Below are 14,350 nucleotides of genomic sequence, written 5' to 3' on the forward strand. Positions count from 1 at the left end.
TTAATAGCAAAGCACCATTATCATCTTTTTCTATTTCCACTATTTTTTTAAGATTTCCTTCATCCAATAAAACCCTATCCACATCTACTGATAAAATAAAAGTAGGGTTAATCAAGTCATCAGCTCCATATCCTACAGAGCCTAAAGATTTTATTTTTTGCCTCGTCTCAATATTATAAACATCAATGCATGTATCTGCTTTTATGTTGATTACGAAAAGTAATGAATCAACTATTTTTATACTCACCGGATATTTGTCTTCAATTCTTAATATTGTTTCAGGAGATTGTAAAATTGTCGATTCCGACAAATCTACAAAATCTGAATTATTCTTAGTAGAAGTACACGAGAATATAGAGATACAAAGAATGATATAAAATACTATTTTCATAATTTCACTGTTATTGCCATTTCATTTCTTTATTATGACTCTCATTCGGTTGCGTTTTTTTATTTCTTCGAAACCAGTTCGAACCGTTCGAAAGTCATATAATCATCTGACTGGTTACCCATTCCTACCTGATAATCACGGCTTATGTACAGACCGTCTTTGTTTACAAGAAATACAAAGGAATTGTAAATGCCTTCGGGAAAAAGAGTCTCGCCTATTACTTGAAAATCTTTGTCAAGAATCAGGAAGGAGAACTTCTTCCTGCCATAAACGGCCTTACCCCACCAATTCATATTCCTGTCTAAATCAACCTTAGGATAGGCAAAACGGTAATAGATTTTCCTATATGGGTCATAAATCAGATCACCATAACGTGCCAGTTCCAGATAAAGACGAGGACCTGCTTCCGAATCTTTCTGTTCTTCGGTGGCAGAAGAAATATAGCGGCTGGCTGCTTTTATTCGTTTGATAGTGGAATGGTCGGCAGAAGCCACAACAATATCTTCACTTACGTAAAAGGAATAAACAAAGTTTTTTCCGTCGAAAATGCGGCTAAACTGCGAATTATTGGCACTTTTCTCTTCAGAAGTCAGCAAGGAATAGGTCAAAGGCAACTCTTCGCAAACCTGTTGTGTCGTATCAATCCGCACCGTGAGAGGAGTATCGTCCACAGAATGGAAACGAGGAATATCCGGCTGAGTGATATACAGCTTCCCTTCAAGAAAAACAGGAGCGATGTAAGGATGTGAGGAAGGGGTATAAGACGGTAGTACCTTATATCCTTTGGCGGTGGTACCATAAGGTATTTTCTGAACAATTCTTCCTGTTGTATCTACTCTTATCAACCCGCTATAGGCATAGCTGGAAACGTACAGATGGTTAAAATCCTTGGCATAGTAACCGGAAACCTGTGCTACCCCATTCGGTCCATCCGCATCCAACTCTACTTTTGAAAGAAAACGGACTGTTTTCCAGTCATAAAAAAGAAGCTGATTGGTTCGGTAATTCAAAAAAGACAAATAGTCTTTACCTGTTTCGTCAGAAAACGTATATAAGTAGAATGCATTGTATCGCACATCGCTGTCAAGTTCAAAGGATTTCACTTCTCCCGTAGCTTTCAGTTCACAGATATCCTTTACCTGCTCTTTTTTTCCATTACAAGCTCCCAACAGACAGCAAAACAGAAGTGAAAATAGTGTTCTCATATTCTTCTTATTTTTTAATTATTAAATACTAAATTCAAAATCTACAAGGGCAGATTACTTCTTTATTACAATAGTTACAGATTGCCGTATAGTCTTCATTCGTACGACAATAGCTACCATTTTCACTTTATGTCAACGTTTCCAAATTCTTCTTCATAACATCCCTGACATCATTTCCTTTGTCTAATGAGCATAAACGCCATAAACTGCCATTGCCGCAGCGGCTGTTAGAAGAGTAACCTTTAAAAGATTTTTTTTCGTATTCATCTTTCCATTCAAATATTCATACTGATGGAATTTGTCTTCCACACATTATAGGGTGCCGAAAGATACAGATTCCTATAAATAAAAGTTCTAAATTCATTTTCATATATTAAACATATTCATACCTTTTTAAATAAAACATATTTAAGTTTCGCAGGTGATCAACTTAGTAGTTGACAAGTCTTCAGTCAACAAGGCAACAAGGGCTGGAATGCCCTGTTTAATAAAGTACCACCAGAAACGGCTTTCTACAAATGCCTTGTCAACTTGTTACTTGTCAACTGTAACTTGAACTTACGGATTGAAAATCGACGAAGTCAAAGTTGAGTAATCATGTAGAAAAGCATAACTCATTTCATTGTTATCTCTCAAAAATACAAAATCATAATTCCAATATGCAAAATTACAACTCACCATTTCTAACAAATATATAAATCGTTGAAATCCAACATTATAAAAATGCCCATTAATAAAATTGGATCACTATTCGTTTCTTCCATAGACCTGCTCACCAAACCTCACCATGCTCTCACCAAACCTCAAAGATCCTCACCAAATCGAAAAATATTCGATAAATACGAATAAAATGGAAGGAATCAGACGTAATTTATTGTATAGCTTTCCCAAGTAAATAGCCTGAATTTCAATTTGCCGATAAAATTAAAAAAATACAACCGAAATAAACCATCATTTCAACTGACATCAACTGACATTAATCATAAATATCTGTTTATCATAATATTAAAAATCGAAAATGTCAGTTGATGTCAGTTGGCGTTTTCATCCGAATGATTCATTTTTTTCTGTTTGTCTATCGAAGAAGGCAGGACAAGCTGATAAGAGCCATTTCTATCATTAGATATAGTAGCAGGCGATATGCTTTCGAGTTTATCCCGAAGGCGTCCTATCATCTTATAAAAACTATCCAAAGAGTAGGTTTCAAGCTCTTTTCCGATAGCCAGGTAAATATCATGTTTAGACAAAGTGTGATGAGGAGCTTTAAGAAAACATTCTAACAAATTAGACATGGTTGCAGACAGGGTAGCAATCGTCTTGTTATTCTCATTACAGAGTACGTTTTGCTCAGCGTCAAAATAGATTTCCATACCCAAATTGTAAAGCCGATTGTTTTTACTTCGCGTTCGGGGTTTTACGCCCTCTTCCTGAATTTTCGTTTTTGTTTTTCGGAGAGCTGATAAAGATTTATACAACTTTCTCAGACGGACAAAGAACAAGCAAAGGCATGGAACTCCCCCTCCTGCCAAGAATATTAATCCCCAATCTGTCCATTCCAACAAATCGTACCAGGAAATATCGGAAAAAGCCGTTATTTCTGCTTCGCAATAACTGCCTATATACCGGGTACACAGGCTGTCGTAACGTGTTACCGTAATAGAATCCGGAACATAACTGGTAGTTTCAGATAAAGGTTGCTTCAGTCGCAAACCAATATTATGATTGCAAACCGACGAATCGGACAATAATCGAGACCAACTTTTATATAAAGAATCTGCTTTTAACACCGATTCCAAAATTAAATAAGAATGTATGTCGCGAACAAATTTACTTGCACTGATATTATCATAGTATTTTGTCCGAGGGACAACGTAAGATTGTATGCCATGGATGGAACGTATTCTTCCTCGCACCGTATCGGGTAATTCTTCATTCAAGGATTCCGTGAGATTGCTGCTGAACAAATGGTTGGCCGTATCACGCGAAAGCATCTCCTGCTGCAAAGCTTTCGTCAAGATTTCTCCTGCTTTCAACTGATACGTTTCATGTCTATATGAAGTACGCATATAGCCAACCATTACGGCTAGCACTGCCCCTGTAAGCAAATAAATTGTTATTGATCTGAATCTTATTTTCTTCATATTGAAATTGGAATTCATTAAAGATAATTTTTATTTCGTTGCTGAGTATTTTTCTGTGTCGCTTATTTAAATCTTGCCATCAGTTCATCGCTGTTGATATTCCTTGGCTCCAATTAAATCTGACTGTTTGTCAGCAAAAAAACATCGATACAGTAGTTCCGAGAAGCAGCGGCGTTGCATATTCCGCCTTCTGCGGGAAATCGTCGTAGACAGTCACCCCCTCGCATAGAGGACGGGAGCAGGCGGCGAGCCACAAAAGGACAAACACAGCGGACAAACTGCCAGACAGTCGGGACAGAAACGCCGGAAAGAAGAATATCCGGTGGAAAGAGAATAGAAAATTGGTTTTCATCGTGTTTATTATTTTAAGAATAAATTGCACTCCTCTACCCCATGAAATTCTGTGTATTCTCTCTATGATGAAGGAGTCAGTAAATGTTTCTCAGATTAACAAAGCAAAAATAAGAATAAAGTCGGATAGTTCAAATGAATAATGTTACAAATTATTGCTTTTATGTAATATCTTTGTGTCTGTATCTTCGATTGGCTAACAAAAAGCTTTGTATGTATAACATTGTGTCCGGCCCGTATGTTTCTCGTACCTGTCGGGGCGAGATACGCCCCACTTTTTTATCCGAAAGACACACAGGCTGGACACAAAAAAACAGAGGGAAGCTGAGATTATATATGGATCAGCAGATCTGGAAGGTCGAACCCGTTCATTGTGAAGCTGATGGCAAATATGGCGGTACTAACCACCCAAAGAATCAACAGTGTCCATTTTAATCCAGTAGCCATGGCCTGCCACTTGAGCATAGAGCGGCAAACGCCATAAACAATGCCCAGCAAAGGGATGCCCAGCATCAGGGTACCTGCAATGTACATGACAATAGTTGACATTGGCGAGATGGGCAATATGATATCGGTGGTAGGAAACAGAGACAGCAATGCTGCTCCCCCGCCAATGCCGATAACGATAGCCATGAAAAGCAACGCAACAAAGACGACGGCAAAGATAAAGAGTACAGGGCTGCAGATAACGGCAATAGCAATTAGTCCCATTTTCAATATCCATCCGACAACGGTGACTATGGCATTGCCCAACGATGCAAGAAAAGAGCGTGGCTTGTCCGACCGGATGTATTCGTTTACCCCATTTCCTACCTTTTCGAATCCGTCGGTGACAGTTTTGCCGATGTTCTCTACAGTGACGGCTTCGCCACGCATACTCAGTTTCTCGGCAGCAGTCCGGGCTTCGGGAACAATAATCCAGCAAATGATGTAGAGCGGTATCAGTATTTTGAAAGAGAAAATCAGCAGAAAGACCATTGCCAGACGAAGCGTGGTGACATTAAGGCCAAAATAGGCTGCCGCACCACTGATGACGCCACCCAGCATCTTGTCGTCCGGATTGCGGAAGAAACGGCGATGTCCGGTTGTTTTCGTATTTTCGTCCGAAGACGGTTCGGTGTCTGTATCCATATCTTCCGGTTTTCCCATGCGTGCTATGACTTCCTCTACATCAGTTATGGTGATGACTTGGGCACCAGTCTGCAATTTTTCGGCAAACAGTTCGGAAATGCGTAGCTCGATGTCGTCTACAATTTCTTCAGCACTTGAATGTTTGCGAAAATGCAGCTTCAGATTATTGAGATAGTTGTCGAGAAGACGATAAGCGTCTTCGTCTATGTTGAACACGGTTCCTCCTAAATTTACAGTTAAAGTCTTTTTCATTGTGTTCTTCTGTTTATTAATTAATTCGTTTATTGTTCGTTGGATAGTCCTGCATAAAAGAGTCGAGGACTGGGCTTATCGGTTGGCTATGTGATTGACGGTTTCGTTCAGTTCCCGCCACGACACTTCCAGCTCACCGAGAAAAGTCTCTCCCTTTTCTGTCAGCCGATAATATTTGCGTGGTGGTCCTTGCGTTGATTCAACCCATTCGTAACTGAGCAAACCGTCGTTTTTCAGGCGGGTCAGCAGTGGATATAGTGTTCCCTCCACTACTATCAACCGGGCTTCTTTCAGTTTCGATATGATGTCGGAAGCGTAGGCCGGTTCTTTGTGCAGCAGAAGCATGATACAGTATTCCAGCATTCCCTTCCGCATTTGCGATTTTACGTTGTCTACATTCATGGTTAATTGTTTTGTATAGCACAAATATATGTATTATATGAGTACCTTGTATTGCATAATACTATATAATTATACTATATTAACGATTTGAGAAGTGGTGTATGTCCTATACTGTAGGTTTGAGAGATACAGGAATAACAGTGCAGAAGCCGATTGCGAGGTAAGAAGAAATACCTACAAGTACAGATGGGGTACGATGATAGCAAGAGGGGTAATTTTTTCCCAGTTAGGAAAATTTTTTTTTCTAACTGGGAAGATATTTTTTCCTAACTGGGGAAAAAATACGGGATAATGTATGCAGAATATGCACAAAGTTGGCAAGGAGAAAAGCTGACAGGCAGAAAATAAAAGAAGGCAGCTGATTTCTTGTGATTCAGCTGCCTTCTTCTTATGTTAGGAACGTTGTGGTTACTTAGCTACTCTTTCGAGCCATTTCACCATAGCGAGCATGACTCCCATGGAGATAAGACAAACGATCAGGAATATGGCCCAGCAATAACCGATGGGGATGGCATTGTACATAAGCGGACCAATCCACAGCAAGAGGTTACCGACAGCCGTAGCACCCAGCCAGAGTCCTTGGCAGAGACCGAGAAGATGCTTGGGAGCAACTTTGGACACGAACGAGAGTCCGAGCGGCGAGATGAAGAGTTCGGCAACGGTAAGAAGGAAATAGAGAACGATCAATACCCATGCTCCGGCTTTCACTTGCTGGTCGATGGGGAGCTCGCGGAACTCGGTTGCAGACGGATAACCTTGCGAGAAGGAGTATACGGAAAGGAACAGGTAAGCAAGTCCTGCAATCAGCATACCGATGGCAATCTTGCGGGGAGTGGATATTTCTTTGCCTTTGCGAGCCATAGATCCGAAAATCATCATGATGATCGGAGTCAGCGTGATAACAAAGAATGGATTGACAGCCTGCCATATTTCGGGAGCAATGGTAGTGGTATTAACAAAGTCGCGGGCAAACAGCGAGAGGGATGTTCCGTTCTGATGGAATGAGAACCAGAAGAAAATAACGACTCCCAACACTGCAAACAGAGCATAAAGACGTTGTTTGATTTCTTTTGCCATCGCCTGTTTTTCTTCTTCGGAATACTGAACGGCAGCAACAGCCTCTTTCTTTCCCGGATTGGGGAATTGCTTCTTGGTTACGAGGAAGATAATCAGTGAAATGAACATGGCCGCTACCGATGCCAGGAACGAATAGTGGATACCTTCATTGAAAATCTGGAGATATTGTGCGCACGAGTCAGCCATATTGGCGGTATCGCCTACACATTGCGCCATCAGTTGGTTGAGGTTGCCCAGTGCTTCGGCTGACATCTGCTCTGCCTTTTCGATATATTCGTGGCACAGGGCAGGAAGGCTGGCGTTGTAAACCATGTTGTGTGCGTTCAGCCACCAGCTACGCAGAAGCGGAGCTACGAACGGAGCGATAAGACCACCGATGTTGATGAATACGTAGAAGATCTGGAAACCGGAGTCGCGCTTGCTTTTGGCAATCTTCAGTTCTTTTTCGCCTTTCTTGGCGGCTTCTGCTTCCAGGTCGTCGTACATCTGACCAACGATGGCCTGGAGGTTGCCCTTGAACAGACCGTTACCGAATGCGATGAGGAAAAGGGCGGCACAAGTCAGTGTCAGTAACCAGGTGATGTTTCCTGAATTTGCAGTAATGGGGAATGAAAGAACGATGTAGCCGACAGCCATAATGACAAGACCGGCCATGATTGTGCCTTTATAATTTTGTTTTTTGTCGGCTATGTAACCGCCTATGAGGCTTAAAAGGTAAATGCCGGCATAAAAGAATGAATAAATCAGTGTACTTTTTTCTTCGCTGATACCGAATTTAGAACAAAGGAATAATACTAGTACGGCATTCATGATGTAGTAGCCGAAACGCTCACCCATGTTTGAAAGTGCCGCAGGAATCAGACCCTTAGGATGTTTGTTGAACATAGAATTAATTTTTTAAATAGTGACTAAATATGTTTTTCAAATAATAATAGTTGCAAATATATACTTTTGGGTGAGATAATACACTAAAATAAGCTGAAAAATAGAAAGGGTATGCAAGATTTATATGGCTTGCATACCCTTGATAGGAACAAATTGTCAGTAAGGCTTGTAGAAGTTAATGTCAATAGAAGGTGCCTGGACAATCGGAATACTTTTCATTGTACATGAATATCAGAACAGTGTACAGACTTCTGCCCGTACTTCCTTGATAAGGTCCTGTGGAGCCAGCTTTAGCTGCAGGCCACGGACACCGGCACTGATATAAATGTATGGATGCTGCATACATGTTTCGTGAATGTAGGTAGGAAATTGTTTTTTCATACCGATGGGAGAACAGCCGCCGCGTATGTAGCCTGTCAGTGGAAGCAGTTCCTTGACCGGTATCAGGTCGCACTTTTTATTACCCGATACTTTGGCGGCCAGTTTCAGGTCGACTTCATTTTCGCCGGGAATGACGCAGACAAAGTAACCGGACTTGTCGCCATGGAGCACCAGGGTTTTGAATACGCAATTGATGTCTTCGCCCAGGCTGGCTGCCACATGGACGGCGCTGAGATCTGCTTCGTCCACTTCGTAAGGAATTAATTCGTAGGCTATTTTAGCCTTGTCTAGTAGCCTTGCGGCATTGGTCTTATTGATTTTCATTTCGTTTTATCCTTTATGTTACATTTTTACGTTTTGCAAATGCTCAACTTATTAGTTTACAAGGCTTCAGCCAACAGGTTTGCAAGGCTCGGAATGCCCTGTTTGATGAAGTGCCGCTTGAGACGGCTTGCTGCAAACGCCTTGTTTATTCGTCAACTTGTGAATTCGTCAACTGCAACTTGAGCTTGCGAATAGAAAATCGACGAAATCAAAGTTGAGTTATATTTATCATAAATTGAACACCGGCGGGAAATCTTATTTCTGTTTCTTTGCCAGTTCCAACTCTTCCTTGAGGAATCGGGGCGTGAATCCTTTAGGGCTTTCGGCCACTTCTTCCGGAGTGCCACAAGACAGGACCTGGCCTCCCCCCTTCCCTCCTTCGGGACCCATGTCGATAATATAATCGGCCATCTTGATAACATCCAGATTGTGCTCGATGACAATGACCGTATTGCCTTTGTCGACAAGTCTGTTCAGCACGTTCATCAGTACACGAATGTCTTCGAAATGCAGACCGGTAGTCGGTTCGTCCAGAATATACAGGGTTTTACCCGTATCGCGTTTGGACAGTTCCGTCGCCAGCTTGACGCGCTGGCTTTCGCCACCGGACAGGGTTGTGGACGATTGTCCCAGCTTGATATAGCCCAATCCGACCTCCTGTATTACTTTTATCTTGTTCAGTATTTGCGGAACGTTCTCAAAGAATTCGACTGCGCAGTTGATGGTCATGTCCAGAACGTCGGCGATGGATTTTCCTTTGAAACGTACTTCGAGTGTCTCCCGATTGTAACGTTTACCGTGGCATACTTCGCAGGGTACGTATACGTCTGGCAGGAAATTCATTTCGATGGTCTTGTATCCGTTTCCCTGACAGGCTTCGCAGCGTCCTCCGCTGACGTTGAACGAGAAACGGCCGGGCTTGTAACCACGGATCTTGGCTTCGGGCAGGCCTACAAACAAGTTGCGGATGTCGGAAAATACGCCGGTGTATGTGGCTGGGTTGGAACGTGGGGTACGTCCTAATGGCGACTGGTCTACATTGACAACCTTGTCGATATACTCCAGACCTTCGATGCTGTCGTATGCCAGCGGGTCTTGCAGTGAGCGGTAGAACTTCTGCGACAGAATGGGCTGCAATGTTTCGTTAATCAAAGTAGATTTTCCACTTCCGGACACGCCTGTTATGCAGATCAGCTTGCCTAAAGGAAATTCTACATCAATGTTTTTCAGATTATTGCCTTTGGCGCCACGCAGCCAGATGCTGTGTCCGTTGCCTTTGCGGCGCTCGGCAGGTACCTCGATGGCACATTCGCCGTTGAGGTAACGAGAAGTCAGGGTGTGGGTACGTAGCATTTCCTGTGGCGTACCGGCAAAAACGACTTCTCCACCCAAGCGGCCAGCTTTGGGTCCCATGTCGATGACATAGTCAGCAGCCAGCATCATGTCTTTGTCGTGTTCGACGACAATAACTGTGTTGCCTAAATCGCGCAGTTCCTTTAATGAATATATCAGGCGCTGGTTGTCGCGCTGATGAAGTCCGATACTGGGTTCGTCTAAGATATAGAGGACATTGACCAGTTGCGAACCTATCTGAGTGGCCAGTCTAATACGCTGGCTTTCACCTCCGGAAAGGCTGACGGCACTGCGGTTCAGGGACAGATAGTCGAGACCTACATCCAACAGGAATTTGAGCCGTGTCCGTATTTCTTTCAGGATTTCGGCTGCAATCTGTTTTTGCTTACTGTCCAGGTATGGATCTACATTCTGTAACCATTCGTACAAATCCTTGATATCCATGCTGGAAAGTTCGTAGATGTTCTTGTCGTGGATGCGGAACGAAAGAGCTTCCTTGTTCAGTTTGGCTCCCTGACATTCGGGGCAGACGGCAGTCTTGGCAAACTGTTCGGCCCATTTCTGGGCTGTGGCAGAGGAATCTTTTTCCTGCAGCATCTGGATGTATTTTACAACCCCTTCGAACGTTACAAAATAGTCGGAAGATGTACCGATCAATGAGCTTTTTATTTTTATGCGTTCGTCGGAACCGTAAAGAATCTCTTCGATGGCTTCGTCCGGCAAATCTTTCGCAGGAGTTTTCAGGTTAGCTTCGTATTTCTCCAGCAAGGCATCTATTTGCCAGAATATCATACTGTTCTTGTATTTCCCTACGGGGGCTAAAGCTCCTTCGTAAATGGACAGTTCGCGGTTGGGGATTACTTTGTCAATATCTATCTGGCTGATGACACCCAATCCCTTACATTTGGGGCAAGCTCCCTGAGGGGAGTTGAAAGAGAAATTATGCGGTGCCGGGTCACGGTAAGAGAGCCCTGTGACAGGACACATCAGACGCTTGCTGTAATGGCGGACCGTTTCGTTGTCAGCATCCAAAACCATGATCAGTCCATCGCCTTGCTTCATCGCTGTAGATAGGCTGCTTTTCAGACGGTTATCATCCTTTTCTGAAACAATCAGTTTATCTATGACAACTTCTATATCGTGATTCTTATAACGGTCCAGTTTCATGCCTGGAAGGGCTTCACAGATTTTTTGGTCGACCCGTACATACAGATAGCCCTTTTTGCGGATCTGTTCGAACAATTCTTTATAATGTCCTTTCCGGTTGCGTACCAGCGGAGAAAGAATGTATATTTTCTTTCCTTTGTAATCTTTCAATATCAGGTCCAGAATCTGCTCTTCGGTGTACTTTACCATCTTCTCTCCCGACAGGTAAGAATATGCATCACCGGCACGGGCATAGAGAAGGCGCAGGTAATCGTATATCTCGGTTGTTGTTCCGACAGTGGAGCGTGGATTTTTATTGGTGGTTTTCTGCTCAATGGATATTACGGGGCTTAATCCGGTAATCTTGTCGACATCGGGGCGTTCCAAGTTGCCTAAGAAGTTGCGTGCATAAGCTGAAAACGTTTCGATGTAACGACGTTGTCCTTCAGCAAAAATCGTATCGAAAGCCAGTGAGGATTTACCGCTTCCGCTAAGTCCGGTAATTACCGTCAGGCTGTTTCGGGGAATTTCCGCATCAATATTTTTCAGGTTATGCACCCGGGCACCATATACATTGATATATTCAGATTCTTCTTGCATGTGATAAATAGGGTTTAAATCGGCTATAAACTTCATGCAAAAATAAGCGTTTCCATCCGAATATCATTTTAAATGGATTATTTTTCGGCTTTGGAAAGTAGAATATTATTTCTTAACTCATTCTTTTGGCTGAAATGACATAATATTCTTAACTTTGCATTAGGTTTGGGAAATATTAAATGTAACTATCGATATAATTAGTAATAGATGAGAACGATTAACCGGAGTGTCTGCTTGTTTTTATTGGCCTGCATCTGCGGATTGACAGTAAACGCACAAGAAAACCAGACTTATATATTGCATACTATTGAAAAAGGACAAAGTCTGTATTCTATTGCCAGCATGTATGGCGTCAGCCAGGCTGATATCGTAAAAATGAATCCTGGCAGCGATCAGAAAATCTATATAGGACATACACTGCGCATTCCACGAAACACAACAGGCAGCCAGAAAGAAACATTCCATACCATTGAAGCCGGTGAGACTTTATATCGGCTGACAGTGAAATACAATGTTTCTGCAAAAGCTATTTGCGATGCCAATCCGGGACTGAGTGCTGAAAATTTCCGTATCGGACAGGTTATCCGGATTCCGGCTCCGGACGAAACTCCGGTTGTTTCGGATATTGATAATTCATCTAAAACAGCTGATGTTGCCAGTGAAATTCCGGCTGCTGTACAATCTCGCTGCCGTGATATGCATAAGGTAAAGCGGAAAGAAACCATTTACAGCATCAGCAAGGAATACGGCATTACCGAGGCAGAACTGATTGAAGCAAATCCGGAATTGAAAGGGAAAAACAAGATAAAGAAGGGTTCGTTCTTGTGCATCCCCTATCCTACTACAACTGCAAATGCCGGAAATGCAAAGCCACAGACGATACCGACCAACAACGAACTGTTCAGTGAAAACAAAAAGGAAGCGGAACGTATCAGTACGATTAAGGCTGCTGTTATTCTTCCGTTTTTGCCCGATGCTGCATCGCGTAGCGAGTCGGCCCGAATGGTAGAGTATTACGAAGGCTTTTTGATGGCTGTCGATAGTTTAAAACGCAGTGGTACTTCGATTGACCTTTATACGTATAATTCCGGAGCGAATGTAAATTCGCTGAATGATATTCTTTCGAAAAACGAAATGAAGAATATGGATATTATATTCGGTCCGCTGCAGCAGCAGCAAATCAAGCCGTTGGCTGATTTTGCGAAGAAAAATGATATCCGTCTGGTTATTCCGTTTACTTCGAAAGACAATACGGTGTTCCGTAATCCGGCTATTTATCAGATTAATACTCCCCAATCTTATCTGTATTCGGAAGTATATGATCACTTTGTTCGTCAGTTCCCCAATGCAAACGTAATCTTTATCGAGGCGAATAGCAAAACCAAAGATAAGGCGGATTTCATCAAAGGCCTGAAAGATGAATTGCGTAACCGCTCTATTCCGATGGCTACCCTGGATGAGGATGCTTCGGTGGAAGCGTTGAAAAGTGCGCTTAAGACTGGCCGGGAGAATATATTCATTCCGACATCCGGAAGCAATCTGGTTTTAATCAAATGTTTGCCCCAACTAACTCTACTGGTTCGCGAGAATCCGGAATTCAGTATTCACATGTTTGGTTATCCGGAATGGCAGACATATACCAAGGATCATCTGGAATCATTTTTTGAGTTGGATACATACTTTTATTCCTCTTTCTATACGAACGATCTGTTCCCTGCAGCCAAGAACTTCACACGTAATTATCGGCGCTGGTATGGAAAAGATATGGATGAGCGTTATCCCAAATATGGAATGTTAGGATTTGATACAGGCTATTTCTTCCTTAAAGGACTGGCACGCTACGGAAGCGAATTGGAGAATAATCTTCAAAGAATGGATTTTGCACCTATACAGACAGGGTTCAAATTCCAGCGTGTCAACAATTGGGGAGGATTTGTAAACAAAAAAGTTTTCTTTGTCCGTTTTACAAAGAATTATGAGCTGGTGAAACTTGATTTTGATTGAATTGTGTGATGAAACTGAAAACAATAATCGGTACGACCTTATTGATGGGAGCATGTGCTGTACCTGTACATGCGCAGGTCGGTGAACAACGGCATAATTTTGCCATAGGTATTAACGGAGGTGTCAATCTGAACAGTGTGACTTTCTCGCCGAGCGTACGACAAAAAAATCTGATGGGAATGACAGGCGGAATCACTGCCAGATATATTTCCGAGCGATATTTTAAGATGATTTGTGGAGCACAGATTGAAATAAACTTCTCACAGCACGGTTGGGATGAATTCTACGAAGATTATCCGGAGCTGCAATATACGCGTAAGATGAATTATGTGGAAATCCCTTTCCTGGCTCATCTGGCTTTCGGAAAAGAACAAAGAGGAGTGCAGTTCTTTATTCACGCTGGTCCGCAAATTGGCTTTTTCTTGAGTGAAAGCTATACAATGAGTGATAATTGGGATAATTATTCGGGTATCACGGTAGAACAGCATGACAAGCCTGTAGAAAATAAGTTTGACTATGGTATTGCAGGTGGTGCCGGACTTGAAATACGTACTGGTATTGGGAATTTTCTGCTGGAAGGGCGTTACTATTATGCATTATCGGACTTCTATCATAGTACAAAGAAAGATTATTTTTCCCGTTCGGCGCATGGTGTGATATCTGCTAAAATCACCTATTTGTTTGACTTGAAAAGATAATAAAAGAGG

9 protein-coding genes and 1 pseudogene are annotated in these 14,350 nt (G+C 42.4%); 2 read left to right on the forward strand and 8 right to left on the reverse strand.

All coding sequences use genetic code 11. The annotated features are described in order from the left end of the window. The 8 genes and pseudogenes from Q3C19_RS15150 to uvrA form a co-directional block, all read right to left on the reverse strand. Nucleotides 1–391 (reverse strand): annotated as a pseudogene (locus Q3C19_RS15150) (hypothetical protein); the annotation flags it as partial. Nucleotides 392–450: 59 nt separating this feature from the next. After that, nucleotides 451–1,596, reverse strand: coding sequence for a DUF4221 family protein (locus Q3C19_RS15155; RefSeq protein ID WP_302730433.1), 1,146 nt, complete (start codon nt 1,594–1,596; stop codon nt 451–453). A gap of 1,031 nt (nt 1,597–2,627) precedes the next feature. After that, nucleotides 2,628–3,737: a hypothetical protein gene (locus tag Q3C19_RS15160; protein WP_159434479.1), complete on the reverse strand. Its 1,110-nt coding sequence runs from the start codon at nt 3,735–3,737 to the stop codon at nt 2,628–2,630. Between the two features lie 681 nt (nt 3,738–4,418). Then, on the reverse strand, nt 4,419–5,471 hold the full coding sequence (locus Q3C19_RS15165) for a PspC domain-containing protein (RefSeq protein WP_022162827.1): 1,053 nt from the start codon (nt 5,469–5,471) through the stop codon (nt 4,419–4,421). 75 nt (nt 5,472–5,546) lie between these two features. Beyond that, entirely contained in the window at nt 5,547–5,873 is a 327-nt protein-coding gene (locus Q3C19_RS15170) for a PadR family transcriptional regulator (protein ID WP_071149662.1), read from the reverse strand. A 408-nt stretch (nt 5,874–6,281) separates the two neighbouring features. Beyond that, complete coding sequence (locus tag Q3C19_RS15175) at nt 6,282–7,835, reverse strand: peptide MFS transporter (RefSeq protein WP_071149663.1); 1,554 nt, start codon at nt 7,833–7,835, stop codon at nt 6,282–6,284. Between the two features lie 231 nt (nt 7,836–8,066). Then, nucleotides 8,067–8,540 (reverse strand): Cys-tRNA(Pro) deacylase, encoded by a 474-nt coding sequence (gene ybaK / locus Q3C19_RS15180; protein WP_022162824.1) that lies wholly within the window; start codon nt 8,538–8,540, stop codon nt 8,067–8,069. Nucleotides 8,541–8,795: 255 nt separating this feature from the next. After that, nucleotides 8,796–11,639: an excinuclease ABC subunit UvrA gene (gene uvrA / locus Q3C19_RS15185; RefSeq protein WP_302730437.1), complete on the reverse strand. Its 2,844-nt coding sequence runs from the start codon at nt 11,637–11,639 to the stop codon at nt 8,796–8,798. A gap of 207 nt (nt 11,640–11,846) precedes the next feature. Here uvrA and Q3C19_RS15190 point away from each other — a divergent pair, with 207 nt between their 5' ends. Together Q3C19_RS15190 and Q3C19_RS15195 are read left to right on the forward strand one after the other, a co-directional pair. Further along, on the forward strand, nt 11,847–13,643 hold the full coding sequence (locus tag Q3C19_RS15190; RefSeq protein WP_302730439.1) for a LysM peptidoglycan-binding domain-containing protein: 1,797 nt from the start codon (nt 11,847–11,849) through the stop codon (nt 13,641–13,643). 8 nt (nt 13,644–13,651) lie between these two features. Next, a complete protein-coding gene (locus Q3C19_RS15195; RefSeq protein ID WP_071150712.1) occupies nt 13,652–14,341 on the forward strand; it encodes a porin family protein in 690 nt (229 codons plus the stop codon). The last annotated feature ends 9 nt before the right edge of the window (nt 14,342–14,350 follow it).

The organism is Bacteroides sp. ET489 (assembly GCF_030518095.1).
In the GTDB taxonomy this organism is placed as follows: Bacteria; Bacteroidota; Bacteroidia; order Bacteroidales; family Bacteroidaceae; genus Bacteroides; species Bacteroides ndongoniae.